The 24,811-nt window shown below is 64.9% G+C and carries 25 protein-coding genes and 1 tRNA gene; 15 read left to right on the top strand and 11 right to left on the bottom strand.

The window, feature by feature from the left end; all coding sequences use genetic code 11:
• Positions 1 to 117 precede the first annotated feature (117 nt).
• From METLW3_RS0105760 to METLW3_RS0105750, 3 genes are read right to left on the bottom strand one after another with little or no spacing between them, the layout of a single operon-like run.
• Complete coding sequence (locus METLW3_RS0105760; protein ID WP_024879016.1) at positions 118 to 1,002, bottom strand: MlaD family protein; 885 nt, start codon at positions 1,000 to 1,002, stop codon at positions 118 to 120.
• Positions 1,003 to 1,007: 5 nt separating this feature from the next.
• Positions 1,008 to 1,847, bottom strand: coding sequence for an ABC transporter ATP-binding protein (locus METLW3_RS0105755; protein WP_024879015.1), 840 nt, complete (start codon positions 1,845 to 1,847; stop codon positions 1,008 to 1,010).
• A gap of 4 nt (positions 1,848 to 1,851) precedes the next feature.
• The gene (locus tag METLW3_RS0105750; RefSeq protein ID WP_024879014.1) at positions 1,852 to 2,997 is read right to left on the bottom strand and encodes an ABC transporter permease; all 1,146 of its coding nucleotides are present in this window, start codon (positions 2,995 to 2,997) and stop codon (positions 1,852 to 1,854) included.
• A 136-nt stretch (positions 2,998 to 3,133) separates the two neighbouring features.
• On the opposite strand from METLW3_RS0105750, the gene dgcA reads away from it, so the two are divergent.
• The gene (dgcA, locus tag METLW3_RS0105745; RefSeq protein ID WP_024879013.1) at positions 3,134 to 4,117 is read left to right on the top strand and encodes an N-acetyl-D-Glu racemase DgcA; all 984 of its coding nucleotides are present in this window, start codon (positions 3,134 to 3,136) and stop codon (positions 4,115 to 4,117) included.
• Positions 4,118 to 4,153: 36 nt separating this feature from the next.
• Here the strand turns inward: dgcA and METLW3_RS0105740 are convergent, their stop codons facing one another.
• Complete coding sequence (locus tag METLW3_RS0105740; RefSeq protein ID WP_024879012.1) at positions 4,154 to 4,615, bottom strand: hypothetical protein; 462 nt, start codon at positions 4,613 to 4,615, stop codon at positions 4,154 to 4,156.
• 28 nt (positions 4,616 to 4,643) lie between these two features.
• Positions 4,644 to 4,970, bottom strand: a complete 327-nt coding sequence (locus METLW3_RS27380) for a HigA family addiction module antitoxin (RefSeq protein ID WP_024879011.1) — start codon at positions 4,968 to 4,970, stop codon at positions 4,644 to 4,646.
• Between the two features lie 299 nt (positions 4,971 to 5,269).
• On the opposite strand from METLW3_RS27380, the gene METLW3_RS0105730 reads away from it, so the two are divergent.
• Positions 5,270 to 6,325 (top strand): NAD(P)-dependent alcohol dehydrogenase, encoded by a 1,056-nt coding sequence (locus METLW3_RS0105730; protein WP_024879010.1) that lies wholly within the window; start codon positions 5,270 to 5,272, stop codon positions 6,323 to 6,325.
• Between the two features lie 77 nt (positions 6,326 to 6,402).
• Here the strand turns inward: METLW3_RS0105730 and METLW3_RS0105725 are convergent, their stop codons facing one another.
• Positions 6,403 to 7,290 (bottom strand): outer-membrane lipoprotein carrier protein LolA, encoded by an 888-nt coding sequence (locus METLW3_RS0105725; RefSeq protein WP_024879009.1) that lies wholly within the window; start codon positions 7,288 to 7,290, stop codon positions 6,403 to 6,405.
• A gap of 246 nt (positions 7,291 to 7,536) precedes the next feature.
• Between METLW3_RS0105725 and METLW3_RS0105720 the strand changes: the two genes are divergently transcribed.
• Positions 7,537 to 8,685, top strand: coding sequence for a hypothetical protein (locus METLW3_RS0105720; protein WP_036308682.1), 1,149 nt, complete (start codon positions 7,537 to 7,539; stop codon positions 8,683 to 8,685).
• Positions 8,686 to 8,711: 26 nt separating this feature from the next.
• On the opposite strand, the gene METLW3_RS0105715 is transcribed toward METLW3_RS0105720, so the two are convergent.
• Both METLW3_RS0105715 and METLW3_RS0105710 read right to left on the bottom strand, forming a co-directional pair.
• Positions 8,712 to 11,240 (bottom strand): DNA translocase FtsK, encoded by a 2,529-nt coding sequence (locus METLW3_RS0105715; protein WP_024879007.1) that lies wholly within the window; start codon positions 11,238 to 11,240, stop codon positions 8,712 to 8,714.
• 158 nt (positions 11,241 to 11,398) lie between these two features.
• Positions 11,399 to 12,400, bottom strand: a complete 1,002-nt coding sequence (locus METLW3_RS0105710) for a peptidoglycan-binding domain-containing protein (protein WP_024879006.1) — start codon at positions 12,398 to 12,400, stop codon at positions 11,399 to 11,401.
• A 301-nt stretch (positions 12,401 to 12,701) separates the two neighbouring features.
• On the opposite strand from METLW3_RS0105710, the gene rfbF reads away from it, so the two are divergent.
• From rfbF to METLW3_RS0105680, 5 genes are all read left to right on the top strand, one after another.
• Entirely contained in the window at positions 12,702 to 13,475 is a 774-nt protein-coding gene (rfbF, locus tag METLW3_RS0105705; protein WP_024879005.1) for a glucose-1-phosphate cytidylyltransferase, read from the top strand.
• Positions 13,476 to 13,578: 103 nt separating this feature from the next.
• A complete protein-coding gene (gene rfbG, locus METLW3_RS0105700) occupies positions 13,579 to 14,691 on the top strand; it encodes a CDP-glucose 4,6-dehydratase (protein WP_024879004.1) in 1,113 nt (370 codons plus the stop codon).
• Entirely contained in the window at positions 14,688 to 16,064 is a 1,377-nt protein-coding gene (rfbH, locus tag METLW3_RS0105695) for a lipopolysaccharide biosynthesis protein RfbH (protein WP_024879003.1), read from the top strand. Before rfbG ends, rfbH begins: the two co-directional genes overlap by 4 nt.
• A gap of 156 nt (positions 16,065 to 16,220) precedes the next feature.
• On the top strand, positions 16,221 to 16,544 hold the full coding sequence (locus METLW3_RS0105690) for a hypothetical protein (RefSeq protein ID WP_157096431.1): 324 nt from the start codon (positions 16,221 to 16,223) through the stop codon (positions 16,542 to 16,544).
• Positions 16,545 to 16,812: 268 nt separating this feature from the next.
• Positions 16,813 to 17,310, top strand: coding sequence for a sigma-70 family RNA polymerase sigma factor (locus METLW3_RS0105680; protein ID WP_198022746.1), 498 nt, complete (start codon positions 16,813 to 16,815; stop codon positions 17,308 to 17,310).
• Positions 17,311 to 17,373: 63 nt separating this feature from the next.
• On the opposite strand, the gene METLW3_RS0105675 is transcribed toward METLW3_RS0105680, so the two are convergent.
• On the bottom strand, positions 17,374 to 18,123 hold the full coding sequence (locus tag METLW3_RS0105675; RefSeq protein ID WP_024879000.1) for a glucose 1-dehydrogenase: 750 nt from the start codon (positions 18,121 to 18,123) through the stop codon (positions 17,374 to 17,376).
• Positions 18,124 to 18,204: 81 nt separating this feature from the next.
• On the opposite strand from METLW3_RS0105675, the gene METLW3_RS0105670 reads away from it, so the two are divergent.
• From METLW3_RS0105670 to METLW3_RS0105645, 6 genes are all read left to right on the top strand, one after another.
• Positions 18,205 to 18,594: a helix-turn-helix domain-containing protein gene (locus tag METLW3_RS0105670; RefSeq protein WP_024878999.1), complete on the top strand. Its 390-nt coding sequence runs from the start codon at positions 18,205 to 18,207 to the stop codon at positions 18,592 to 18,594.
• Between the two features lie 146 nt (positions 18,595 to 18,740).
• The gene (rplU, locus tag METLW3_RS0105665; protein WP_024878998.1) at positions 18,741 to 19,058 is read left to right on the top strand and encodes a 50S ribosomal protein L21; all 318 of its coding nucleotides are present in this window, start codon (positions 18,741 to 18,743) and stop codon (positions 19,056 to 19,058) included.
• Between the two features lie 145 nt (positions 19,059 to 19,203).
• Entirely contained in the window at positions 19,204 to 19,473 is a 270-nt protein-coding gene (rpmA, locus tag METLW3_RS0105660) for a 50S ribosomal protein L27 (RefSeq protein WP_024878997.1), read from the top strand.
• 197 nt (positions 19,474 to 19,670) lie between these two features.
• Positions 19,671 to 20,273: a GNAT family N-acetyltransferase gene (locus METLW3_RS0105655; RefSeq protein ID WP_024878996.1), complete on the top strand. Its 603-nt coding sequence runs from the start codon at positions 19,671 to 19,673 to the stop codon at positions 20,271 to 20,273.
• A gap of 13 nt (positions 20,274 to 20,286) precedes the next feature.
• Positions 20,287 to 21,354, top strand: a complete 1,068-nt coding sequence (gene obgE, locus METLW3_RS0105650) for a GTPase ObgE (protein ID WP_024878995.1) — start codon at positions 20,287 to 20,289, stop codon at positions 21,352 to 21,354.
• Positions 21,355 to 21,497: 143 nt separating this feature from the next.
• Positions 21,498 to 21,573, top strand: a tRNA-Lys gene (locus METLW3_RS0105645).
• Positions 21,574 to 21,834: 261 nt separating this feature from the next.
• On the opposite strand, the gene METLW3_RS0105640 is transcribed toward METLW3_RS0105645, so the two are convergent.
• Positions 21,835 to 22,560 (bottom strand): class I SAM-dependent methyltransferase, encoded by a 726-nt coding sequence (locus METLW3_RS0105640; RefSeq protein WP_024878994.1) that lies wholly within the window; start codon positions 22,558 to 22,560, stop codon positions 21,835 to 21,837.
• A gap of 5 nt (positions 22,561 to 22,565) precedes the next feature.
• Entirely contained in the window at positions 22,566 to 23,297 is a 732-nt protein-coding gene (locus tag METLW3_RS0105635) for a cytochrome c biogenesis protein CcdA (RefSeq protein ID WP_024878993.1), read from the bottom strand.
• Positions 23,298 to 23,399: 102 nt separating this feature from the next.
• Here METLW3_RS0105635 and METLW3_RS0105630 point away from each other — a divergent pair, with 102 nt between their 5' ends.
• Positions 23,400 to 24,767, top strand: coding sequence for a tryptophanase (locus METLW3_RS0105630; RefSeq protein WP_024878992.1), 1,368 nt, complete (start codon positions 23,400 to 23,402; stop codon positions 24,765 to 24,767).
• Positions 24,768 to 24,811: the final 44 nt, after the last annotated feature.

The raw sequence follows: 24,811 nt of genomic DNA, 5'->3' as shown, positions 1-24,811 counted from the left end.
GGACGAGGAAAGCGTCACGCGCCGCCTTCTGGGGCTCGCCCTCGTGCTTCGAGACAGCTCCTGCGGAGCCTCCTCGGCATGAGGGCGAGGATCGTGGCGTCTCACCCGAGCGCTCGGTCACTTGCCGCGATATTCGGGCAGAGACGGGCTCGCGCCGAAGATCACCTGCTGCGGATTCTTCTCCAGCGAGCGCACGGCGCGCTCCACCGTCTCCAGCGTCTTGCGCGCATCGACGGCGAGCTGCTCATATTGCTTCAGGCCGCCGCCGGAGAAATTCTTGAGATTGGCCGAGGCGCCGGCGATGTCGGCAGCAATGCTGTTCAGCTTCTTGGGATCGATCGCGGCGAGAAGCTTGTCGATACGCGCCGGCAGCGGCTTCATCGAGGCGCTGATCTCCGACATGTCATGGATGAAGGAGTCGATTCCGCCCGAATTATCGGCGAGCGCCTTGGTGAATTTCTCGGTGTTTCGCAGCGTGTCCGAGATGGTCTGCGAATTGGCGTCGAGCAATTTGCCCACTCTCTCGAGAACTTCGGTGGCGGTGGACGAGAGCTTCTGCACATTCTCGAGAATATTCTGAAACTCGGAGCGCTCGCCCTCGATGACGGGATAGGTCTCGCCCTGCTTGGCGCGCAGCTCCTCCGCGCCCGACGTGCCGCCGGTGAGCGACACATAGGAGACGCCGGTGAAGCCGGCCTGCTCGAGACGCGCGCGCGTGTTGGTCTTCACCGGCGTCTTGCGGTCTATGCTGACGAGCACGTCGACGCGGCTCGGATCCTGTTCGGAAATGGCGAGCTGCGTCACCTCGCCCACCTTCAGCCCGTTGAAGCGCACGTCGCCGCCGCGCAGCAGCCCGCTGACCGAGCCGTTGAAATGAACCTCATAGGTCTTGTATTGCGCCGTCTGGCTCGCTCCCGAGAACCAGAAGACGAAGCCGAAGGCCGCGAACACCACGGCGAGGGTGAAAGCGCCGATGAGGGCGAAATTGGCGCGGGTTTCCATGGGGCCTACTCTCGTCCTCGCATATTCGTCTTGCGCGCGTCGAGCGCGCCGGAGAGGCGCGATCCGCGCACGCCGTGGAAATAAGCCTTCAGCCAAGGATGCTCGCAGGCGAGCATCTCCTCCATCGGCCCGGCGGCGATAACCTTTCCCTCGGCGAGCGCGGCGATGCGGTCGCAGATGGAATAGAGGCTGTCGAGATCATGCGTCACCATGAAGACGGTCAATCCGAGCGTATGTTGCAGAGTGGCGATCAGCTCGTCGAATTCCGCCGCGCCTATGGGGTCGAGGCCGGAGGTCGGCTCGTCGAGAAAGACCAGCTCCGGGTCGAGGGCGAGCGCGCGGGCGAGCGCCGCGCGCTTGATCATGCCGCCCGATAATTCGGCCGGAAATTTGTCCGCCGCGCTCGCGGGCAGGCCGACCAGCTCGAGCTTCAGCATCGCCAGCTCGTCCATCAGCCGCGCCGAAATATGCCCGGTCTCGCGCATGGGCATTTGAATGTTCTGCCGCACGGTGAGGCTGGAAAACAGCGCGCCGTTCTGAAACAGCACGCCCCAGCGCCGCTCGACGCGCCGGCGCTCGGCCGAGGTCAGCGCGTCGCGATCGCGCCCGAACAGCTCTATGAGGCCGGAGCGCTTATCGACGAGGCCGAGAATGGTGCGCATCAGCACCGATTTGCCCTGCCCCGAGCCGCCGACGAAGCCCAGCACCTCGCCGCGATAGACATCGAGATCGAGGCCGCGCATCACCAAGCTCTGCCCGAAGGCGACGAAGAGATCGCGCACGCGAATGACCGTCTCGCGCGTCGCGGCGGGCTTTTCGATCGTCTGCGAGGCGAGGTCGGTCATCGGGCTAATATTTGATCGCGGCGAAGAAGATGGCGAAGAAGCCGTCGAGCACGATGACCATGAAGATCGCCTTCACCACAGAAGCCGTGACATGGCGGCCGAGCGATTCGGCCGAGCCTCTGGTCGCCATGCCCTCCATAGCGGCCACCATGCCGATGACCAGCGCCATGAATGGCGCCTTTATGAGGCCGACGATGAAAGTGTTGCGGCCGATCGCCGCCTGCAGCAGCGAGAGATAGGCCGCCGGGCTGATGCCCTCATAGACCCAGCACACCAGAAGGCCGCCGAACAGCGCCGACATATCGGCGATGAAGGTGAGCAGCGGCAGCGACAGAACCAGCGCCAAGACGCGCGGCGTCACCAGCACCTCGACCGGCGAGAGGCCCATGACGCGCAGGGCGTCGACCTCCTCCCGCATCTTCATCGAGCCGAGCTCGGCGGTGATGGCGGAGCCGGAGCGGCCGGCGATCATGATGGAGGTGAGCAGCACGCCGAGCTCGCGCAGCACCAAAATGCCGATGAGATCGACCGCATAGGCGCCGGCGCCGAAGCGTCGCAGCTGGAATATGCCCTGCTGCGCGACAATGGCGCCGACGAGCAGATTGATGAGCGCGATGATCGGCAGGCTGCGAAAGCCGAAGCTCTCCATATGATAGACGAGCGAGGTGAAGCGAAAGCGTCCCGCCGCCATGAGCGAGACGCCCGAGGCGACGACGAACTCGCCGAGAAAGCCCACGCCGCTATAGGCGTCCTGCGCCGCCGAGACGACGGAGCGGCCGAGATCGGCGAGAATATCGACGACGAGCAGGCGACGGCAGCGCGACGGCGCCTCGAAGGGACGAAACTTCGTCTCTTGCAGCAAGATGACATGCTCCGGCCGCGCGCCCTCCAGCGAGACGGAGACCCCGGCATGGGCGAGCTCGTCCATGGCGCGGCCGATGATCCAGGCGCCGGCGGTGTCGAGCCGGACGATTTGCGCGAGATCGACGATAGCGCGAGCGGCGCCGCGGGCGGCGGCGGCCATGCCGGCGGCGTCCTTCTCCAGCGCGGCGGAATCGGCGAGCACCCATTCGCCGCCCAGCGCGAAGCGCGCGGTCTCGCCCTCTCGTCGCGACGAGAGGCGGGCCGTATGGTCGAGGTCCGTGGCCATGCCTATTTTCGGCCCTATGGGCCGGCGGCTCCCTTTCTCCGCGCCCCGCAGCGTCTTAACTTCCGCCGCAGCCAGAGTCGAGCGCGAGCCTGGCCGCGGCGCCCGCAGTCTCTCTGTTTCAACTGGAAAAATCGCTATGGGCGTCCAACTGACCATTTCCGTCGAACGTTTCCCCATCGCCGGGCGATTCGTCATCTCGCGCGGCGCCAAGACCGAGGCCGTCGTGGTGGTGGCTCAGCTCGCCGACCGCGACGCCATTGGCCACGGCGAATGCGTGCCCTACGCCCGCTATGGCGAGAGCGTCGAGAGCGTCGTCGATCAGCTGGAGAGCGTGCGCGATCTGCTGGAGGCCGGCGCCGATCGCGCAGCGCTGGCCGCTCTGCTGCCGCCGGGCGCGGCCCGCAACGCCGCCGATTGCGCGCTCTGGGATTTGGAGGCGAAGCGCACCGGCGTTTCCGCCTATCGGCTCGCCGGCCTCCTGCGCATGGAGCCGCTCGTCACCGCCTATACGATCTCGGTCGGAACGCCGGAAGAAATGCGCGAGGCCGCGGCCAAGGCCGCGCATCGCCCGCTGCTGAAGGTGAAGCTCGCCGGCGATGGCGACGCCGAGCGCATTGCGGCCGTGCGCGCCGGTGCGAGCGATTCGGCGCTGATCGTGGACGCCAACGAGGCATGGCGCGAAGAAAATTTCGTCGCCAATAGCGAAGCTTGCGCGAAAGCCGGCGTGAAGCTGATCGAGCAGCCGCTGCCGGCGGACGCCGATGAAGCGCTCGCGCGCCTCCCCCGCCCCGTGCCGATCTGCGCCGATGAGAGCGTCCACGACCGCATCAGCCTCGTCGCGCTGGTCGGGCGCTATGACGCGGTGAACATAAAGCTGGACAAGACCGGCGGCCTCACCGAGGCGCTGGCGCTCGCCGCCGAGGCGCGGCGGCTCGGCTTCTCGATCATGGCCGGCTGCATGGTCGGCACCTCGCTGGCCATGGCCCCAGCGCTGATCGTCGCGCAAGGGGCGGAGTTCGTCGATCTCGACGGACCGCTGCTGCTGGCGAAGGACCGCGAGCCGGGGCTGCGGTACGAGGGGTCGCTGGTGTATCCTCCGGAGAAGGAGCTGTGGGGGTGAGCGACGAAGGAGCGAGACCAACGACGTCAGACGCGGCTATACGACTTTGATATCGAGAATTTCTTGAAATCGAGGCAGCCAGACGTACCCCTGCCCTTTTCGAGCGGCGTAGCCGAGTTCGCACATATCGGGCATCACGTCACGCGCGTAGCAGCCGAGCGGAAACTCGACCCCGATTTCGTCGGTCATGCCTACTTTGTCGCTCGCGAAATAGAACAGGCTCGCGAGGAGCCTCGGCAGCGGCGCCCCTGACGAAGCGCGCTCATATGCGATCCGCTCTGCTTCTTCGGAACCGCAAACAAGCTCGAAGCAGCAGGCATGGCCCGGAGGATCGATCAAGGGCCGCAACAGTCCGAGCTTTTCGAGCTGTTCGGCGTAGTCTTCCAGATCCGATTGAAATGCATGAAAGAAATATGGCGTGGCGAGCGGGATTTCGCGCCCGTCGCGAAACAGTTCGCCGGGTTCATGACACAGAAGCGATTCGACGCCATCGATCATCAGTCGAACACATCGACCATAAATTCGTCTATCGCGTTCGAGCATGTGACCTCGCAGAGCCTGACGAATTCACGCCACCTTCGGCGCGAGCCGAGCAATGGAAACGCTCGCGCGCGCCCGCGCCCGCGCGAAGGTCATAGGCGATCTGCATCCGCATCCAGGCGTCGGCCGATCCGCCGAAAGCCTGCTCGAGCCGCAGCGCCATTTCCGGCGTGAGTCCGTGATGACCGTTGATCAGTCGATAGAGCTGCTGCCGCGTCACGCCGAGCCCCTTCGCCGCCTCGGCGACGCTCAGGCCCAGCTCCTCGATATTGTCTCGGATGAGCCCACCGGGATGGGCAGGATTTTTCATCATCGCCCGCGCCTTCATCAGTGATAGTCGATGAAATCGACATCTATTGTCCACCCCACGGCGCCGGTCGAAGGTTTCCTCATCCTGAGGAGCCCGCGAAGCGGGCGTCTCGAAGGACGAGGAAGCCGTCAGCGCCGCCCTCTGGAGCCCTCGCGCTTCGAGACGGCGGCTTCGCCGCCTCCTCAGTGTGAGGGGCGAGGGGGATCGCCCTTCCGCACCTTCGACCCAATCCTCGAAACATGCTATTGGAAACCGCCTCCGCCCGAGGCGAGTCCCCCCTTCGAAAATCCCGAGGCCCACCCATGCCCACCAAGGCCTATGCGGTCCAATCCGCCACCGCGCCTTTCGCGCCCTTCTCCATCGAGCGCCGCGCGCCGGGACCGAAGGATGTCGCGATCGACATTCTCTTTTGCGGCGTCTGCCATTCCGATCTGCACACGGCGCGCAGCGAATGGCCGGGCACGCGTTACCCTTGCGTGCCGGGCCATGAGATCGTCGGCCGCGTGACCGCCGTCGGCGCGGAGGCGACACGGTTCAAAGTGGGAGACATCGCCGCCGTCGGCTGCATGGTCGACAGCTGCCGCCACTGCGTCTCCTGCGACGATGGGCTCGAGCAATATTGCGAGCATGGCTTTGTCGCCACCTACAACGGCGCGCTCGACGGCTCCGGCGAGAACACTTTCGGCGGCTATTCGACGGCGATCGTCGTCGACGAGCATTTCGTGCTCGCCATTCATCACGAGGAGGCGCAGCTCGCCGCCGTCGCGCCGCTGCTCTGCGCCGGAATCACCACATGGTCGCCGCTCAAACATTGGGGCGTCGGGCCGGGCAAGAAGGTCGGCGTCGTCGGCATTGGCGGGCTCGGCCATATGGGCGTGAAGCTCGCCCATGCGCTGGGCGCGCATGTCGTCGCCTTCACCACCTCGCCGTCGAAACGCGAGGCCGCTCTCGCGCTCGGGGCCGACGAGGTCGTGGTCTCCAAGGATGCGGAGGCCATGGCGGCCCGCGCGGGCAGCCTCGACTTCATTCTCGATACGGTCGCCGTCAGCCATGATCTCGACGCCTATGTGAATCTGCTGAAGCGCGACGGCGTGCTGACTCTGGTGGGCGTGCCGGAGACGCCGCATCCCTCGCCATCGGCGGGCGGGCTGATCTTCAAGCGGCGGCAGATCGCCGGCTCGCTGATCGGCGGCATAAAGGAGACGCAGGAAATGCTCGATTTCTGCGCCGAGAAGGGCATTGTCGCCGATATAGAAACGATCGCCATGCAGGAGATCGAGACGGCCTATGCGCGCATGGTGAAGAGCGATGTGAAATATCGCTTCGTCATCGATATGGCGTCGCTGAAAGCCGCGTGAGCATCACGAGGGCTCGCCGGCTCTAGTTTCAACGCGTTTCCAACGCCGAACCAGCGTCCACTTCGGCTGGAAACGCTCTAATGAAAGTCGAGCAGCGAGCCCTTGTCGATCTTGAACAGATTGGCGTCCGGCGCGCTGCTGCGGTCGACGTTGAACAGCGACACCAAGGTCTCATAGCCCTGCGGGTCGGAGACCTGCCATTGCTTGAGCAGGAAGGTCTTGGAATCGAAGATCAGCTTGATCTTCGACGTGCCGCCGAAGGTCGCCTTGTCCTCTATGGAGATGGAGGCGCCGGCGTCGTCGATCACGACATCGACGAGCTTCACATCCTTTTGCAGATCGATCTTCTCGTTGAGAAGGAATTTCAGCGGCGTCTGATTGATGAAATAGAGGTCCTGCGTATTGAGCTTGCGATCGCGCACGGCGACCTGCACGCCGTCGGAGACAACCTCCATCGTGGCCGGCTGCGCATATTCGAAGCGCATGCGCCCGACCTTATGCACATAGAGCTTGCCCTCGGCCCGGCGGCCGTCGCCGCCGATCTGCACGAAATCGGCCGTCATGACGGGAGAGGAGTTGAGCGAGGCCTCGGCGCGCTTGATCGCCTCGTCACGGGTGAGCGGCGCCTGGGGCTGAGCCGCCACAGCGACGGCGGCGGCGGCTCCGCCCACTGCGACGGCGCCCACCGCGGCCTTGGCCGCGTCCGGAACCGCGGGCGCCGAGGCCGGCGGCTTGGCGGCGGGGGGGGCAGCTTTGGGGTCGGCCGGCTTGGCCTGCGCGGTTTTGGGATCGGCGGGCTTCGGCTTCGCTTTGGCGTCGGCGGCCGGCTTGCCCTTGGCCGCCGGCTTTCCCGCCTGAGCCTTGGCGGCCGGCGTCGGATGCGGCTTTTTCTTCTGCTCCACGGCCTGAGCGCCGGAGGCGGCGAGAAGGGTGAGAACCAGCGCGGCGGCGAGAGGCGATTTCACAGGAATTGGTGCTCCGGACGATTTCGGCGCGGCTGATCGGGAGCCGTCCGCCGTCCTCACTAGGACGGCGATATGGCTAATGTTGGATCATATACGCCGAGCACGATTGCGTCGCCCTGACGTCGGCGCCCTCTCGGCGAGCGGCGGCTCTCGCGCGAGCGTGCTCTGACGCACAGTCGCCGGCGCGCATCCGCGCAAGATCACGGCGCCGGAGCGAGAACGCTCCAATTGCCGCCGGAGAATTTCATGGATTACGAAGCCATTGCCAACCGCAGCCTGCTCGACGCCACATTATGGGCGCGGCAGGAATGGGTGACCGTGGGCGACAACGCCCATGGCGGCCGGGTTCGCGTGCCTTTTCAGGATTCCATCCAGGGCTTTCAGCTGCTTCCCGCGCAAATGCGGCCGTTGGATCTCTATCGTTCGCCGAGCACGAAATTCGAGGATTTCGCGACGAGGTGGGAGAAGCGCTACAGCCTCCTCTTCGCCAACCGCAGCACGAAAATGTCGCTCGCGCCGGTCGTCGATCAAAAGCCCTTCTACGCTTATGATTATCCGGTCGTCGGCAAATTCGCCGCCTATCCGGTGATCGGACATATCGGAAGAGTGTTGGTCGAGAACATCATCGTTCAACGCAAATTCGCCACCAAGAACGACGGCGAGACGCGCATAAAGGAACTTCGGGCGATATTGGATCAAGATATCGCCTATGTGGAAGAGGATTATCCGAATGCGGGCGATTGGGGCTCCTTCGCTCACTTCAACAATATCGGGCCGAATTACTTCGAGCTGCTGATCGACCCCGAGGGCCGAATCCTGGCGATCCTTGGTTCCGGCGGGAGCGAGCCCGGACTCGTTTCGGAAGACCCGCTGAGCTATGTGATAGCGGGCTATGGTCTCGTCAAGCTCGCTGCGAAGGGCGGCAGAGTCGTCTTGAAGCTGCTCGCGCAAAGGGCCGCCCGCAAGGCCTTGGAGCGCAACGCTCTACACCCTGCGATGGTCCGCCTCGCCAAGACGGCTGCCGATCTGCAGGGCAAGAACCCAATTCGAACGGCCGAATTGCTGACCGCGCCGCGTCGATTTCGACATACGCTCACATCGGAACTGCCGGGGGTCAGCTATGCGCGGATCGAGATGGAAGGCTCGCTGCGGCTCTCGACGGGCGCGGCGGCCCATTATGGCGAGGGCGTCTACGCCTGGCACGCGGGAGCGACAGGCGTCGGAACCTATATCGACATAGAGGTCGCCGCCGGAGCGGCCGTCGAGACGTTGAAAGTCGGCGCGCAGAGCTGGGTTCGGATCGTGCCTGCGCAAGGCGCCGTGCTGAGCGTGCGTATCGTCGCGACGAACCTCGCCAAGGAAGCGATCGAGATGGGCCGAATGCTCGTGAGATGAAGAATGGGGCGGCGCAGTCGCAACGGTCACGCCGCGTCTATATCGAACGCCCCGCGATCTATCCCGCCACCCACCAATATCTCGCGTTTTCCCGCGTGATTGGCCTGGCCCACCACGCCCTCGCGCTCCATCTGCTCCACCAGCGACGCGGCCTTATTGTAGCCGATCGACAGGCGCCGCTGAATGTAGCTCGTCGAGCATTTGCGGTCGCGCAGCACGATCGCCACGGCGCGATCGTAGAGATCGGCGCCCTCCTCCGCATCCATGGAGCCCGGCGCGGCGCTCTCCACCGCCTCCTCGGAGGGCTCGTCCTCCGTGGTGATGGCGTCGAGATATTGCGGCTGCCCCTGCGTCTTCAGATGCGCGACGATCTTCTCGACCTCATTGTCCGAGACGAAAGGCCCGTGCACGCGCGAGATGCGGCCGCCGCCAGCCATATAGAGCATGTCGCCCTGCCCCAAGAGCTGCTCGGCGCCCTGCTCGCCCAAAATGGTGCGGCTGTCGATTTTCGACGTCACCTGGAAGGAGATGCGCGTCGGGAAATTGGCCTTGATCGTGCCGGTGATGACATCGACCGAGGGACGCTGCGTCGCCATGATGAGGTGAATGCCGGCCGCGCGCGCCATTTGCGCGAGACGCTGGATCGCGCCTTCGATATCCTTGCCGGCGACGAGCATCAGATCCGCCATCTCGTCGACGATGACGACGATGAAGGGCAGAGGATGCAGCTCCATCTCCTCGCGCTCAAAGATCGCCTCGCCGGTCTCGCGGTCGAAGCCGGTCTGCACCGTGCGGGTGATGATTTCGCCCTTGGCCTGGGCCTCGACGACGCGCTGATTGAAACCCTCGATATTGCGCACGCCGAGCTTGGACATTTTCTTGTAGCGGTCCTCCATCTCGCGCACCGCCCATTTGAGGGCCACCACCGCCTTTTTGGGGTCGGTGACGACGGGCGTCAGCAGATGAGGGATGTTGTCATAGACCGAAAGCTCGAGCATTTTCGGATCGACCATGATGAGGCGGCACTCTTCCGGCTTCATCCGGTAGAGCAGCGACAGGATCATCGTGTTGATGGCGACCGATTTGCCGGAGCCGGTCGTGCCGGCGACGAGAAGATGCGGCATGCGCGCGAGATCGACGATGACCGGCTCGCCGCCGATCGTCTTGCCGAGCGCTATGGCGAGACGATGCTTGGTCTTCTCGAAATCCTCGCAGGCGAGCAATTCGCGAAGGAAGACGGTCTCGCGGCGATGGTTGGGCAGCTCTATGCCAATGGCGTTGCGGCCGGAGACCACGGCGACGCGCGCCGAGACCGCCGACATCGAGCGGGCGATATCGTCGGCGAGGCCGATCACGCGCGACGATTTGATTCCCGGCGCGGGCTCGAGCTCATAGAGCGTGACCACCGGGCCTGGCCGCACATTGATGATCTCGCCCTTGACGCCGAAATCCTCGAGCACGCCTTCCAGCAGGCGGGCGTTCTGCTCCAGCGCGTCTTGCGAGATTTTGGCGGCCGCCGCCTGCTTCTTGGGCTCGCTCAGCAGCAGCAGCGGCGGCAGCTCGTAGCGATGCTGCTCATTGCGGCTCTCGAACAGAGTGGGCTGGCGCTCGCGCATCACGCGCTTGCCCTGCTTCAGCGGCCCGACGGGCTCCATCACGCGGGCGGAGGCCGGCGGCGGCTCGTCGTAATCCTCCTCGCGCGGCGCAGCGGCGGCTGCGGCGGCGCGCGCGGGCGCCGGCGGCGGGACAAAGGAGAAAGCGTCGAAAACCGGCTCGCGGCGGGCGGAGAGCAAAGGCGGGCCGGACGGCTCCTCGATCTCGACCGGCTTACGACGGCGCGCCAGCAGCGCGGCGAAACGACGCGTCACCAGCGTCTTTATGGTGAGGCCGGCGTGAATGAGCGCGCCCAGCGAGACGATCGCGGCGCCGGGCTCGTCATCCTCTTCCTCCTCGTCGATTCTGCGGTCGGCGGGCTCGTCCTCGGCATGGGCGGGAGCGGCGGCCTCGAAGCCGAAGCCGGCGGCGCCGGTGAGGGCGAGAATGGCGGTTCCGGCGCCGACCAGCGCCACCAGCGCCATAGCCGCCGCCGAATCGCCGAAGAAGCGGCGCGGCAGCGCCAGCACGGCGTCGCCGAGCACCCCGCCGAGCCCGGTGGGCAGCGGCCAGCGGTCGGTGACGGGCAGAAGCGAGACGACCGCCGCCGCCGCGAGCGCGCCGATGATCCACAAGCCGAAGCGCAGCAGCGGCCGATGCAGCGCGCGCTGCGTGACGAGCCGCAGGCCCTGCGCGGCGATCGGCAATATCGCCGCGATCGCCGCGAGGCCGAACAGCTGCATCAATATATCGGCGGCGACCGCGCCGCCGGAGCCGAGCAGATTGCGCACCCGCCCGGTGGTCGCATGATTGAAGGAGGGATCGCGCGCCGACCAGGAGACCAGCGCCAGAGCCGCCGCGACCGAGGCCGCTATCAGCGCCGCGCCGGCGAGCTCCGCGGCTCGGCGCGCCGTGAATTCGCGCACCGGCTCGGAAACGTGACGGAATGCGTTGCTGCGCATCATGACGAACGAGCCCACTCGTGCGACGAATCGAAAAATACAGCGAAGCGCGCCGAAAACGGGCGCGCTCGGCTGACGTGACGGCCGAGGGTAGGCAGGCGGGGTTAAGGGGCGATTAACCCTGACGCCGCCTCATCGGCCGGTTCCGGCCGCCGCGCTCAGATCTGTCCCGACTCGGGCGGGCCATAGCCCATCTCCGGCAGGGCGTAGACCTGATAGCTATAGACATTTTTCAATGCTTCCTGCGGCGTCATGCGCCGGTAGTCGTGCCGTCCCGCTTCGCGCGCCGCGCCATTCGGCTTGGGATGCGGCGTGCTGACGTGATCGATCTCGCGCCCGGATCGGAAACGGCCGCCACAATAATGACCCAGCTCGTGGATGATCACCGGGAGGCTGCCGAACCGTTCATTGGCGACATAAATGTAAGCGCCCTGCTCGCCGGATTCGATTTCTGCGATGCTGAAAGAATATCCGCCCACATGCGCATAGGCGAGAGCGTCCTCGCGATAGTGATCCGACAATTGGAAAAGCGGGAAGCTGCCGGCGATGAATTTGGTCAGAGCGGCGTTCATCCGCTGGTAGATCGTCGACACCGCGTCGATATTCTCCAGCGGATAGGCCGCCTTATGGAATTTGAAATGCCAATCCGCCTCGCGTTTCAGCTGCGCGTTGGAGAATAGCGGGCTCGGCAATGCGTAGGAGGACCGCACGACCGAAAGGCGGTGGAGCGCGTTCATCACCCGCGCTCGCGCGACCGGAGCCTGCTTCCGCGCGATCTCCAGCAAATCGGTTCGGCTCCCCCAATTGGCGATGACATTCATCTTGTCGATCGTCCATTTTCCAGGATCGACGCGCCCATCCGGGCGCCAGCCGTCATGGAATTGCGGATTTGCCGGAAACTGCTTCTTTTGGAAGTCGAGAATAGCGCCTCGCGTCAGCGGCCCGCATATTCCGTCTGTCGCCAACAGCGGCGCGGGACCGCCGTTGATCTTCGGAATCTTGTCGAGAAGCTGCTGAATCTTCAGCACATCCGAATAGGAATTGACGCCGCCGAGGCCGACCGATTCGGAAATCCGAACCTCGTCCGGCTTGCGCGCGGGCGGCGCATCCGCGGAACGATAATCGATAATGCCGTGTGATTTGCAGACACACCAACGCATTCGCGGCCCCCGCCCTCGATTGAAGAGACGATCGTTCAAATCCCGCTTCGATCGTTCCGCCGAGCGAAGGAGGACGATCTGAGCGTCTCGGGACCTTTTAAAATCTACGTCGATCGCCGAGCGATCTTCTCGCCCGCCACAACGGAAAATAATGTGCGCCCGCGCACGAGAGGACGCAAGGACCCCGCCCCATGGCCACTCGCGCCGCGCGACAGGCTCGCGCAAGGCGCGCGGCTAGACTGCGTGAAAGGCGCGTCCCGATTCGCCGAGGACCGCCCTCGCATTCTCGAGGAGACCGCGCGTGAAGGCCGTAATATTCGCAGGCGGTCTCGGCACGCGCCTCAGCGAGGAGACCGACAATCGCCCCAAGCCCATGATCGAGATCGGCGGCAAGCCGATCCTGTGGCACATAATGAAGATCTACTCGCAGCACGGGGTCAATGAGTTCATCGTCTGCCTCGGCTATAGAGGCTATTTCATCAAGGACTATTTTACGAACTACTTCCTTCATATGAGCGACGTCACCTTCGACCTCGCCGAGAACAAGACCATCGTCCATAATAAAATGGCCGAGCCCTGGCGGATCACGCTGGTCGACACGGGCATAGAGACGATGACCGGCGGACGTCTGAAGCGCATCGCAGATTATCTCCCCGACAACGAGCCCTTCTGCCTCACCTATGGCGATGGCGTCGCCGATATCGATATCGCCGGCGAGATCGACTATCACCGCGCCCATGGCCGGCTCGCGACCATGACGGTGGTGCGTCCGCCCGGCCGCTTCGGCGCCGTCACCATGGATGGCGACGACATTCTCTCTTTCGATGAAAAGCCGCGCGGCGACGGCGGCTGGATCAATGGCGGCTTCTTCGTGATGTGGAAGAAGGCGCTCGATTATATCGACGGCGATTTGACCGCGCTCGAGCAGCAGCCGCTGACCCGCATCGCCGCCGACGGGCAGCTGCGCGCCTATCGCCATGACGGCTTCTGGCAATGCATGGACACGCTGCGCGACAAGCGTTTCCTCGAGCAATTGTGGAGCGGCGGCGAGGCGCCCTGGAAGGTCTGGGCGTGAGCAGAATTCGTGGCGATCGAGGCGAGCCTGAAGGCTCGCGGTCCAGGGCGCTGTTTGGACCGCGAGCCTTCAGGCTCGCTCTTCCGCAATTGGCGAACGCCCAATGACGCCGCAATTTTGGGCCGGCAAGCGCGTCCTCGTCACCGGACACACCGGCTTCAAGGGCGGCTGGCTCTCCTTATGGCTGATGCGACTCGGCGCGAATGTGGCGGGCTACGCCCTGGCGCCGCCGACCGAGCCCAGCCTTTTCGCGCTCGCGCGCCTCGACCATAAGATGACGAGCGTCATCGGCGACATTCGCGACGCCGCGCGGCTGGCGCGCGCGGTGCGGGAGCTCGAGCCGCAGATCGTCTTCCATCTCGCTGCGCAGCCGCTCGTGCGCTACTCCTACGCCAATCCGATCGAGACCTTCGAGGTCAATGCGCTCGGCACGGCGCATCTGCTGGAGGCGCTGCGCGGCGCGCCCTCGGCCCGCGCCATCGTCATCGTCACCAGCGACAAATGCTATGAGAATCGCGAATGGCCCTGGGCCTATCGCGAAAACGAGGCGATGGGCGGCTTCGATCCCTATAGCGCCAGCAAAGGCTGCGCGGAGCTCGTCGCCGCCTCCTTCCGCAATTCCTATTTCGCGACGCCCGATCACCCCTCGCGCGGGGCGGCGCTGGCCACGGCCCGCGCCGGAAATGTCATCGGCGGCGGCGATTGGGCGGCGGATCGCCTCGTGCCCGATATTTTGCGCGCGCTGGAACGCGGCGAGACGGCGCAAATACGTTTTCCGCGCGCGGTGCGTCCCTGGCAGCATGTGCTGGAGCCGCTCGCCGGCTATCTGACGCTCGCCGAGCGCCTGTGGAGCGATGGCGCGCCCTTCGCGGAAGCCTGGAACTTCGGCCCCGATCCCTCCGGCGAGCGCACGGTGGGAGAGATCGCCGACGCGCTCTGCCGCGCCTATGGCGAGGGCGCCGGCTGGATGAAGAGCGGCGGCGACGAGCCGCATGAGGCGCATTTGCTGAAGCTCGATTCCGCCAAGGCGCGCAGCCGGCTCGGCTGGCTCCCGCAATGGTCGATCTTCGAGGCGCTGGAGGCGATCGTCGATTGGGAATCGCGCCGCCGCCGCGGCGAGGATGTGGCGACCACATCGCTCGCCCAGATCGACGCCTATGAGAGACGCATGGACGCCGCTGAGCGCGGCGCGAGCACGCCCGGAGCAATGATATGACCCCGCCCGCAGCCGCCGCCTCGCACGCCCCCGCCGAGACGGCGGATGAGAAAGACGCGCTGCGCGAGCAGATTTTGGCGCTTGTCGGCCGCTACGCCGAGATCGCCCATGCGACGCCGGAGTTTCGCCCCGGGGCCTCGGCCGTCCCGGTCTCCGGCAAGGTCTATGGTGCGCGCGAGATGCAGACGCTCGTCGATTCGGCGCTGGATTTTTGGCTCACCACCGGACGATTCAATGCGGCTTTCGAGAAGGCGCTGGAAAAGTTCATCGGCGTCCGGCATGCGTTGACCGCCAATTCCGGGTCCTCGGCCAATCTTCTGGCGCTCACCGCGCTGACCTCGCCGCTGCTGAAGGAGCGCGCGCTTCAGCCCGGCGACGAGGTCATCACCGTCGCCGCCGGCTTTCCGACGACGCTCAATCCCATTTTGCAGAATGGGATGACGCCCGTCTTCGTCGATGTCGACATACCGACCTATAATATCCGCGCCGATCTCATAGAGGCGGCGATCTCGCCGCGCACGCGCGCCATAATGATCGCCCATACGCTCGGCAATCCGTTCGATCTCGCAGAGGTGACGCGCATCGCCGAGAAGTACGGCCTGTGGCTGGTCGAGGATTGCTGCGACGCGCTCGGCTCGCTCTATGATGGACGCCAGGTCGGCACATTCGGCGACATAGGCACGCTGAGCTTCTATCCCGCGCATCACATCACAATGGGCGAAGGCGGCGCGGTGTTCACCTCGCGCTCCGTGCTGCGCCGCAGCGTCGAATCCTTCCGCGACTGGGGCCGCGACTGCTGGTGCGCGCCGGGCAAGGACGACACTTGCAAGAAGCGCTATGAGTGGCAATCAGGAGATCTGCCCTTCGGCTATGATCACAAATATGTCTATCAGCATCTCGGCTATAATCTGAAGATCACCGATATGCAGGCCGCCGTGGCGCTGGCGCAGATGGAGCGCCTGCCGGGCTTCATCGAGGCCCGCAAGCGCAATTTCGCGCTGCTGAAAGAGGCGCTGCGCCCCTATGAGGATGTTTTCCTGCTGCCCGAGGCGACGCCGCGCAGCGATCCCTCCTGGTTCGGCTTCGCGCTGACGCTGCGCGAGAATGCGCCTTTTGGACGCGAGGCGCTGCTGCAGCATCTCGCCGAGCGCCGCATCGGATCGCGGCTGCTGTTCGGCGGCAATCTTTTGCGCCAGCCTTATATGAAGGACCGCCCGCATCGGGTCGCCGGCGCGCTTTCCGCCACCGATGTCATCATGCGCCGCACTTTCTGGGTCGGCGTCTATCCCGGATTGAGCGAGGCGCATATCGCCTATATCGCCGAGTCGATCGGCGCCTTTCTCGCGGATGCAGGACATTGGCGCGCCGCCTGAGGGCGCGAAACGCGGCGGGCTCCTACGGCATGAGATTGCAATATTTCTGAACGCACGTATTAGTTGTAATTGTGCGCCGTCGATGCTAGTTTCGTCGACATGCAGCGCATCTTCGGCCGATTGTTCCTGTCTCGCCGCGCTTCGCGAAATATCGCGATGCTGCTCTGCATTCTCGTCTTTCAATCGCTGTTCGCGCTCGTCCCCGCGCCGCGGCCGCAGCATGACGCTGTGGCTTCGACCTGCGCGTCGAGCGCGACGGAAAAGAGCGATGCGCCTATAGATCGTCATTGCCGAACGCTCGACTGCTGCATGTTCGGCTGCGCATTGCATGACGCGTCTTGGCTCGAAACGGCGTTCGCCTCGGCGCATCTCGTCCCGTGGTCGAAGCCGACGCCGACGCGCCGTCCGGGCGATGCGCGGTCGCGCCCGCTGATTGCACATCTTCTCTTCGTCGCGCGCGGGCCGCCCGCCGCGATCTGATCTCCATCTACCGCTCATTATCGATTCCCTTCGCGCGTCGCCGCTCACCGAGGCCGGACATGTCGCGCCGCGAGCCCTGTCGCGCGGCCAGAGATTTGTCGTGCGCGACGCTCGTCGCGCGCAGCGCCCGACGTCGCTTTTTTTTGAAAAACAATGGCGGCTCGACGGAGCCCCGCCCTCGATGAAGGGATTTTCCAATGCCGAGAACGAAATCCGCAAGCGGCGTCGCCGCGAGACTTTCTCACATCGGGCCGCGGGAGGGCGTGCGATGACCGCCTCGGAGAAAGCCCTCGGCGCGCTCTATCAGGATTATGCGCCGGCCCTCCGCCGCTTCGCGCGTCGCCGCGTCGGCATGCAAGAGTCGGAAGATATGGTGCAGGACATCTATCTCCACGCGCTGCAGCGCGTCGATGTCGCTACGCTCGACAGCCCGCGCGCCTATCTCTTCCGCATCGCCGCCAATCTCTCGGTCGACGCCGTGCGACGGGATCGCATCCGCTCGCGCTATGCAGAGGAGGCCGCGCGCGACGCCGATCAGGCGGAGCGGTCGAACTCCGGCGACGCGATCGCCACGCTCATGGAATTTCAAAAGCTGCGCGCCGCGCTGGAGCGGCTGCCGCCGCTCTATCGGGAAATACTTCTGCTGAAACGCCTCGAGCATCTGACCAGCGCCGAGATCGCGGCGCGCGTCGGCGTATCGGTGCGCACCGTCGAGCGTCATCTCGCTCGGGCCAATGACGAGATCAGGCGCGATCTCGGCGCTTGAGCCAAACAGCCGCCGCCGCGCGTCGGTCCGACGCGCGGCGGCGGCTCATGCGGAATGAGTCGATCAGACAGCCACCATCCCGCCATCGACATAGAGGTCGACGCCGGCGACATAGCTGCTCGCGCTGGAGGCGAGGAAGAGCACGGCCTCGGCCACCTCCTCCGATCTGCCGAAGCGGCCGAGCGGAACACTGGTCTCCAATTGTCCCGCCAATTCGTCGTGCTGCTGCTCGGAGAGGCCCATCGTGTCGAAGATCGGCGTCTCGATCGGGCCGGGGCTCACGACATTGACGCGAATCTTGCGGTCTTTCAGCTCGGCCGTCCAAGTGCGGGCGAAGGAGCGCACGGCCGCCTTCGTCGCCGAATAGACGCCGAATCCAGGCGTGCCCACCGTATTGGCGATCGACGAGTTGAGCACGATCGCGCCGCCGTCGGAAAACAGCGGCAGCGCCTTCTGCACGGTGAACAGCAGGCCTTTTACGTTGATGTCGAACATGTGGTCGAAGAAAGCCTCGTTCACCGCTTCGATCGGCGCGAGACGGACGACTCCAGCATTGGCGAAGAGAATGTCGATGCGGCCGAAGCGCTCCTTCACCTCGGCGTAGAGCCGATCGAGATCTTCGAGCGACGAAACATCCCCCTGCACGCCGACGGCGCTCGCGCCGATGCGAGCGACCGCCGCATCGAGCTCGGCCTTCCGCCGGCCGGTGATGACGACCTGCGCGCCCTCCTTGGCGAAGAGTTCCGCCGTGGCGAGACCTATGCCGCTATTGCCGCCGGTAACGACCGCGATTTTTCCTGAAAGACGACCCATGTCCGCGCTCCTTTCGCGCTAAATTCATTAGTTCTGAAATACGGAACTACTGAATGAATGTCAATCGTGCTAGCGTGGCGCATGAGGAAGCTCCACCATCCGCGGCTGGACGAGATCACTGTCGAAGGGATTCTCTACGCCCTGGCCGACCCTGTGCGCGTGCAGATATTCACCCGGCTGGCGGCGTCGGAATGCGCGCAGAACTGCTCGCAATTCCTGAATGTTCTCGAGCAGGCGCCGCTCGCCAAATCGACGCTCTCGCAGCATTTCCGCATTTTGCGGGAGGCCGGGCTCATCCGCAGCGAGCGCCGCGGCGTGGAGCTGATCAATTCGACTCGCTGCGCAGAGCTGGCCGAGCGCTTCGGCCCCATGGTGCAGTCGATCATCTCGGCCTATGAGCGGCAGAAGATCGAGGCGGCGGCCGAATCGGCTCCGCGACCGGCGATTGACAAAGACGCCGCGCCCGTCTAGGGCTTTCCCGCTTCGTCGCGGCGGTTTCGCCGCGATTTTCTTTTTGCGTCGATGCTTCGGCGCGAGGAGCGGAGCAAAACCGGTCAACTGCAAAAAAGCCGGCCGGCGCATCGTCGCCAGAGCCGGGACGAACACAGGAAAAAGAGATGTTCGCAGTCATCAAGACCGGCGGGAAGCAATATAGCGTCACCGCCGGAGACACGATAACCGTCATGGCCCTCGAGGGCGCGGCGGGCGACAAGATCACCTTCGACGAGGTTCTGTTCGTCGGCGCCGAGGGCTCCGCCAAGATCGGCGCGCCGCTGGTCGCGGGCGCGAGCGTCACCGGCGAGATCGCCGAGCAGGCCCGCAGCCCCAAGACGCTGGCCTTCAAGAAGCGCCGCCGCCAGAACTCCAAGCGCAAGCGCGGCCACCGTCAGGACCTGACGATCGTGCGCATCACCGGCATCGAAGCCGGCGCCTGAGAATTTGGCGTAACGCCGCCCGGCGGCGTATAGAAGAACCAAGCGCGCCGCGCGTTCGGCGCGCGCACCAATTCAGCGGCCGCCCTGCGCGGCCCCCCCGAGCGGCGGGCGCCGGCTCGGCGTGAAAATTTAAGGAGCGAGAACAATGGCTCACAAGAAAGCGGGCGGCTCGTCGCGCAACGGTCGCGACTCCGACGGTCGCCGTCTCGGCGTGAAGAAGTTCGGTGGCGAGGCCGTGATCGGCGGGAACATCATCGTTCGCCAGCGCGGCACGAAATGGCATCCCGGCCGCAATGTCGGCATCGGCAAGGATCACACGCTGTTCGCGCTCGTCGACGGCGTGGTCCTGTTCAAATCCAGCGGCGGCCGCGCTTCGGTATCGGTCGTCGAGCCGGCGGCCGCAGCCGCCGAATAGGCGGAGGATCTGCGAGGACCTTCCGCCGGCGTTTCGATCCCCGGCGGATTTGGTCTTCGAGCAGTCGCGATAAAGGCGACGCTCCAGGCGCAAAATCCGGAAAAAGGCCTCAAAGGGTCGATAGGGGAAGCGGAACGCCCGCTTCCCCTTCGTCTTTTTTCGGCCCTTTTTCGCACTCGGCCGCCATGGAGCCTCGGATGTTTCCGGAAATTGCCCGCGACGACATTTTCAGATTGGAGACCTCGCGGCTGTGGCTGCGCTGGCCGCGCGCCGCCGATGAGGGCTCGATCTGCCGTCTGGCCGGCGATCCCGAGGTCGCCTTGAAGACGGCGCGCATTCCGCACCCATATGAGTCCTATCACGCGGAAGGCTTCATTCTCGCCGCGCGCGCCGAAAACGCCAGCGGCGCCGGCCTCACCCTCGCCTTGACGCAAAAGCGCCAGGCGGACGAGGCGATCGGCGTGATCGGCGTGCATGGGGCGAATGCGCGCGGGGCGGGCATGATCGGCTTCTGGCTGGGACGACCCTATTGGGGACGCGGTTTGATGAGCGAAGCGGCGGGCGCCTTCATCGATATGGTGTTCGGCATGACCGGGCTGGAGCGAATCGTCTCCAGCGCGCTGCCGAGCAACGCCGCCTCGCTGCGGGTGCATGAGAAGCTGGGCTTCACCCGCGCGGGACAGGGCAAATTCCCCGCGCCGGCGCGCGGCGGCGAGGTCGATGTGGAGCTTTTCGACCTGCGCCGCGGCGCCATTCCGACGAGCTTCGGCGCGCGGCGCCCGAAGCTGCAAGCGACATGAGTTCGAAACAGCCATGAAATTCCTGGATCAGGCGAAAATCTACGTGCGCTCGGGCGATGGCGGAGCCGGCTGCGTCTCCTTCCGTCGCGAGAAATTCATCGAGTTCGGCGGGCCGGACGGCGGCGACGGCGGCCGCGGCGGCGATGTGTTGGCGATCTGCGTCGATGGGCTCAACACGCTCATCGACTATCGCTATCAGCAGCATTTCAAGGCCAAGACCGGCGTTCATGGCATGGGCAAGAACCGCCATGGCGCCAAGGGCGCCGACGCGGTGCTGAAAGTGCCCGCCGGCACGCAGATCCTCGAGGAGGACGGCGAGACGCTGATCGCCGATCTGACGGAGGTCGGGCAGACCGCGATCATCGCGCGCGGCGGCAATGGCGGCTTCGGCAATCTGCACTTCACCACCTCGACGAACAGAGCCCCGCGCCGCGCCAATCCCGGTCTGGAGGGGATAGAGCGCACGCTCATCCTGCGGCTGAAGCTCATCGCCGACGCCGGGCTGATCGGCCTGCCCAACGCCGGCAAATCGACCTTTCTGGCCACGGTCAGCGCCGCCAAGCCCAAGATCGCCGATTATCCCTTCACCACCCTGCATCCCGGCCTCGGCGTGGTGCGGGTGGACGATCGCGAATTCGTGCTCGCCGACATTCCCGGCCTCATAGAGGGCGCGCATGACGGCCATGGGCTCGGCGACCGCTTCCTCGGCCATGTCGAACGCTGCCGCGCGCTGCTGCATCTCGTCGACGCGACCGGCGAGCACGCGGGCAAGGATTACAAGATCGTCCGCCGCGAGCTCGCGGCCTATGGCGCCGAGCTCGACGAGAAGCGGGAGATCGTCGCGCTGTCGAAAATCGACGCCGCCGACCCCGAGCATTTGAAGAAGCAGAAAGAGCGGCTCAAACGCGCAATGGCCTCCGCCGGGCCTGCGGGCGCCGCTGAGCGCCCTACCCTGCTGCTGCTGTCCTCCGCCACCAGCGAAGGCGTGACGGCGGCCCTGCGCGCCCTGGCGGCCGCCAAGGAGACAGCGGCGCATGAGGAGGCGAAGGCCGCCGAGCCCGCGCCGGAATGGCGGCCCTGAAGGCGAAGAGCGCCGCTCGCGCCGTGAGGAGAAGGTCGACACAGAAAATGTGACAATTTTTCTTTTCAGCGCTGGACATGAGCGGCGTCATTGGGTATTTGCCACCTCGTTCCGCTCATTCAGCGCAAGCCGAAGCGACGGACGGGCGCATAGCTCAGTTGGTAGAGCAGCTGACTCTTAATCAGCGGGTCCAAGGTTCGAGCCCTTGTGCGCCCACCATTAAAATCAAAGCCGATATCGGCGTGGCGAGACCCGTAAGAGCGCGGTCTTCGCAACAACGGCGCGTAGCCGCCGCGGCGCTTCACCCTGACCGACCGCAGCAGAAGTCACGCGCGACAATCACAGGATTGCCGCGCTCTTGTCATTGTCCAGTCATGGCGTGGCGCTAGTTGTGACGAAGAGCAAACGACGGCTACATGCCGTCGCGGGCTCTAACGCCGGGCCGGAGGTACGTCCGGCGTTTTTCTTTTCTAGGACCCGTTACGGCTTGACCGCGGTCAGCAGCGTGTCCACGCCTTCGCGATATTCGACACGAACATCGGCGAAGCCTGCCGCCGTCATGCGCTCCAGCGCCGGCGCCAGATACATCACATGCTCGGGCGATTCGTCGCTGAAGAGATGCGCGACCCAATCCTCGAGCAGATCATAGCGGCCGATCGTCCCGAGCTTTGCGAACCAGCTGCGCACCTCCGCTTGAGTCGCGGAGAGATGCGCGGCGCGGTCGTCCATCGCATAGCGGTCGCCATTGACGAAAATGCCGCCCGGCTTCAGCACGCGGAAAATCTCAGCGAGAAATTCCCGACGATAATCGTCGAGGAAATTATGCACGGCGTAATTGGAGGAGACGATGTCGACGCTGGCCGCGGGAAGGCCGCGAAGATAGGCGAGCGCGTCGGCCTCCACGAATTGCACGCGGCCGGCGGCGACGAAATCCGCGAGGTGAGAGCGCGCCTGATCCAGCATTTTGGCGGCGCTGTCGATCGCCGTGACATGGAGATCGTCGCGTCCCGCGAGCAAGGGAAGCGTGCTCACGCCGGTGCCGCAGCCGATCTCCAATACCTCGAGCGCGGCGCCCTCCCGCCAATGCGCGACGCGCTCCGCCACGCGGCGGGCGAGCAGCGCCGCATTGGGGCAGATGAGCTCGAGCATGCGATATTCGGCGCCGATCGGTCCGGTGAAGAGATTTTCATCGATGCGCTGTGACATGGCGATCATCCGAAATTCGCGAGACCCGGAAAGGTCTCGAGCAGCCAGAAGGAGAAGCTCTGCATTCCGCCGGTGAGGAAGGCGAGTCCCGTGAGCACCAGCAGCGCGCCGACGACCTTCTCCACCTTGCCGAAATGCTTCTTGAACTTCTGCATGAAGCCCATGAACGGCCCCATCGCCGCCGCGGCGGCGAGGAAGGGCAGGCCGAGACCCGCCGAATAGACGCCGAGCAGGACAGCGCCGCGGCCGACCGTCTCCTGCGAGCCGGCGACGGCGAGAATGGCGGCGAGGATCGGACCGATGCAGGGCGTCCAACCGAAGGCGAAGGCGAGGCCCATGACATAGGCGCCGAGGAGGCCGACCGGCTTTGCGACCTCGAGGCGTTTCTCACGATAGAGCAGGCCGATCTGGAAGACACCGAGGAAGTGCAGGCCCATCAGGATGATGGCGAACCCTGAGGCTTTCTCCAATATCCATTGGTAGGCGTGCAGCGCTCGTCCGAACGCGCTCGCCGTCGCGCCGAGCGCCACGAACACGGTGGAGAAGCCGGCGACGAACAAGATCGCGGCCAGGAACACGTCACGCCGGGCGCGCTTCTTTCCCTCGACCGCGAGATCCTCGAGCGTCGCGCCCGCGATGAAGGTGAGATAGGGCGGCACCAATGGCAGCACGCAAGGGCTGAGGAAAGAGAGCACGCCCGCCGCAGCAGCGGCAGGATAAGTGACGTCGGCCGCCATGAGGTCTCCTCTTATCGCGCCGACGGTTTTGCCACAGCCGGCGAGGCTACGTAAAGCGGCGTCGGCGCCGCGCCCTATTTCGCATCTCGAAGGAGGCGGCATATGCGCACCATCATCGAGCCCTTCCGCATCAAGATGACAGAAGCTCTGCCGATCACAAGGCGGAACACGCGCGAGGAGCGGCTGAAGGCCGCGCATTACAATGTTTTTCTGCTCGATGCGGAAGACATCACCATCGATCTTCTGACCGACAGCGGCACGGGCGCCATGTCGGATCGGCAGTGGGCCGCGCTCATGATGGGCGACGAAAGCTATGCGGGAAGCAGGTCCTGGCGCCGCTTCGAGAAGACCATTCGCGACATCACGGGTTTCAAGCATATTTTTCCTACGCATCAAGGCCGCGCGGCGGAGCGCATTCTCGCTGCGACGCGGCTGAAGCGCGGCGATATCGTCCCCAACAACAGCCATTTCGATACGACGCGCGCCAATATCGAATATGTCGGCGCGACGGCGCTCGATCTGCCCAGCGCAAAGGCCGCCGATATTCATGCGGAGACGCATTTCAAAGGCGACATAGATCTCGCGGCGCTGGAGCGTGCGCTGGAGCGCGAGGGAAAGAAAATTCCCTTCTGCATGCTCACCGCGACAAACAACACAGGCGGCGGGCAGCCGATCTCTCTCGACAATATTCGCGCGGCCAAGGCTCTGCTGACGCGGCGCGGAATACCTCTGGTGCTCGACGCCTGCCGTTTCGCCGAGAACGCCTATTTCATCAAGCTCTGGGAGCGCGGCTATGCGGATCGCGCGCTCATCGACATAGCGCGGGAGATGTTCTCTCTCTGCGATGGCGCGACGATGAGCGCCAAGAAGGACGGGCTCGCCAATATAGGTGGATTCTTCGCCTGCAATGACGATCGCTGGGCGGAGGATTTTCGTAATCTGCTGATATTGACGGAAGGATTTCCCACCTATGGCGGACTCGCGGGCCGCGATCTCGAGGCGATCGCCGTTGGGCTCGAGGAAGCGCTGGAGGAGGAATACCAACGCTATCGCCATGCGACGGTGGAATATCTCGCTTCCCGCCTCATCGCGCGCGGCGTTCCGATCGTGCGGCCGGCCGGCGGCCATGCGGTATTCATCGACGCCGCGGGCTTTTGCCCGCATCTTTCGGCGAAGGATTTTCCGGGCGTGGGCCTCACCGCAGCGCTCTACCTCGAGGGCGGCGTGCGCGGCGTCGAATTGGGCAGCGTGATGTTCGGCCGCCGCGCGGAAGACGGAACGGAGACGCCGGCGCCGCGCGAATTGGTGCGCCTCGCCTTTCCGCGCCGCGTCTACACGCAGAGCCATTTCGATTATGTGATCGAGGCGATCGAGAACGTATTCCGCGAGCGCGCCGCCATCCCGCCGTTTCGTATCGTGAGGCAGGCGCCCTTCCTGCGCCATTTCACCGCGCATTTCGCGCCCGGCTGAGCGGCTTTGCGGCCGGCCGGCGCGCGCCTATCTATTTCGAGAAC

This window comes from Methylosinus sp. LW3 (assembly GCF_000527115.1).
Taxonomy (GTDB): domain Bacteria; phylum Pseudomonadota; class Alphaproteobacteria; order Rhizobiales; family Beijerinckiaceae; genus Methylosinus.
The sequence above is the reverse complement of the archived record's forward strand: the minus strand, read 5'-3'. Positions and strand labels throughout refer to the sequence as shown.

Coding starts and splice junctions, on each gene's coding strand:
- METLW3_RS0105760 (WP_024879016.1), bottom strand. CDS start 1,002: ATGGAAACCCGCGCCAATTTCGCCCTCATCGGCGCTTTCACCCTCGCC.
- METLW3_RS0105755 (WP_024879015.1), bottom strand. CDS start 1,847: ATGACCGACCTCGCCTCGCAGACGATCGAAAAGCCCGCCGCGACGCGC.
- METLW3_RS0105750 (WP_024879014.1), bottom strand. CDS start 2,997: ATGGCCACGGACCTCGACCATACGGCCCGCCTCTCGTCGCGACGAGAG.
- dgcA (WP_024879013.1), top strand. CDS start 3,134: ATGGGCGTCCAACTGACCATTTCCGTCGAACGTTTCCCCATCGCCGGG.
- METLW3_RS0105740 (WP_024879012.1), bottom strand. CDS start 4,615: ATGATCGATGGCGTCGAATCGCTTCTGTGTCATGAACCCGGCGAACTG.
- METLW3_RS27380 (WP_024879011.1), bottom strand. CDS start 4,970: ATGATGAAAAATCCTGCCCATCCCGGTGGGCTCATCCGAGACAATATC.
- METLW3_RS0105730 (WP_024879010.1), top strand. CDS start 5,270: ATGCCCACCAAGGCCTATGCGGTCCAATCCGCCACCGCGCCTTTCGCG.
- METLW3_RS0105720 (WP_036308682.1), top strand. CDS start 7,537: ATGGATTACGAAGCCATTGCCAACCGCAGCCTGCTCGACGCCACATTA.
- METLW3_RS0105715 (WP_024879007.1), bottom strand. CDS start 11,240: ATGCGCAGCAACGCATTCCGTCACGTTTCCGAGCCGGTGCGCGAATTC.
- METLW3_RS0105710 (WP_024879006.1), bottom strand. CDS start 12,400: ATGCGTTGGTGTGTCTGCAAATCACACGGCATTATCGATTATCGTTCC.
- rfbG (WP_024879004.1), top strand. CDS start 13,579: ATGACGCCGCAATTTTGGGCCGGCAAGCGCGTCCTCGTCACCGGACAC.
- rfbH (WP_024879003.1), top strand. CDS start 14,688: ATGACCCCGCCCGCAGCCGCCGCCTCGCACGCCCCCGCCGAGACGGCG.
- METLW3_RS0105690 (WP_157096431.1), top strand. CDS start 16,221: ATGCTGCTCTGCATTCTCGTCTTTCAATCGCTGTTCGCGCTCGTCCCC.
- METLW3_RS0105680 (WP_198022746.1), top strand. CDS start 16,813: ATGACCGCCTCGGAGAAAGCCCTCGGCGCGCTCTATCAGGATTATGCG.
- METLW3_RS0105675 (WP_024879000.1), bottom strand. CDS start 18,123: ATGGGTCGTCTTTCAGGAAAAATCGCGGTCGTTACCGGCGGCAATAGC.
- METLW3_RS0105670 (WP_024878999.1), top strand. CDS start 18,205: ATGAGGAAGCTCCACCATCCGCGGCTGGACGAGATCACTGTCGAAGGG.
- rplU (WP_024878998.1), top strand. CDS start 18,741: ATGTTCGCAGTCATCAAGACCGGCGGGAAGCAATATAGCGTCACCGCC.
- rpmA (WP_024878997.1), top strand. CDS start 19,204: ATGGCTCACAAGAAAGCGGGCGGCTCGTCGCGCAACGGTCGCGACTCC.
- METLW3_RS0105655 (WP_024878996.1), top strand. CDS start 19,671: ATGTTTCCGGAAATTGCCCGCGACGACATTTTCAGATTGGAGACCTCG.
- obgE (WP_024878995.1), top strand. CDS start 20,287: ATGAAATTCCTGGATCAGGCGAAAATCTACGTGCGCTCGGGCGATGGC.
- METLW3_RS0105640 (WP_024878994.1), bottom strand. CDS start 22,560: ATGTCACAGCGCATCGATGAAAATCTCTTCACCGGACCGATCGGCGCC.
- METLW3_RS0105635 (WP_024878993.1), bottom strand. CDS start 23,297: ATGGCGGCCGACGTCACTTATCCTGCCGCTGCTGCGGCGGGCGTGCTC.
- METLW3_RS0105630 (WP_024878992.1), top strand. CDS start 23,400: ATGCGCACCATCATCGAGCCCTTCCGCATCAAGATGACAGAAGCTCTG.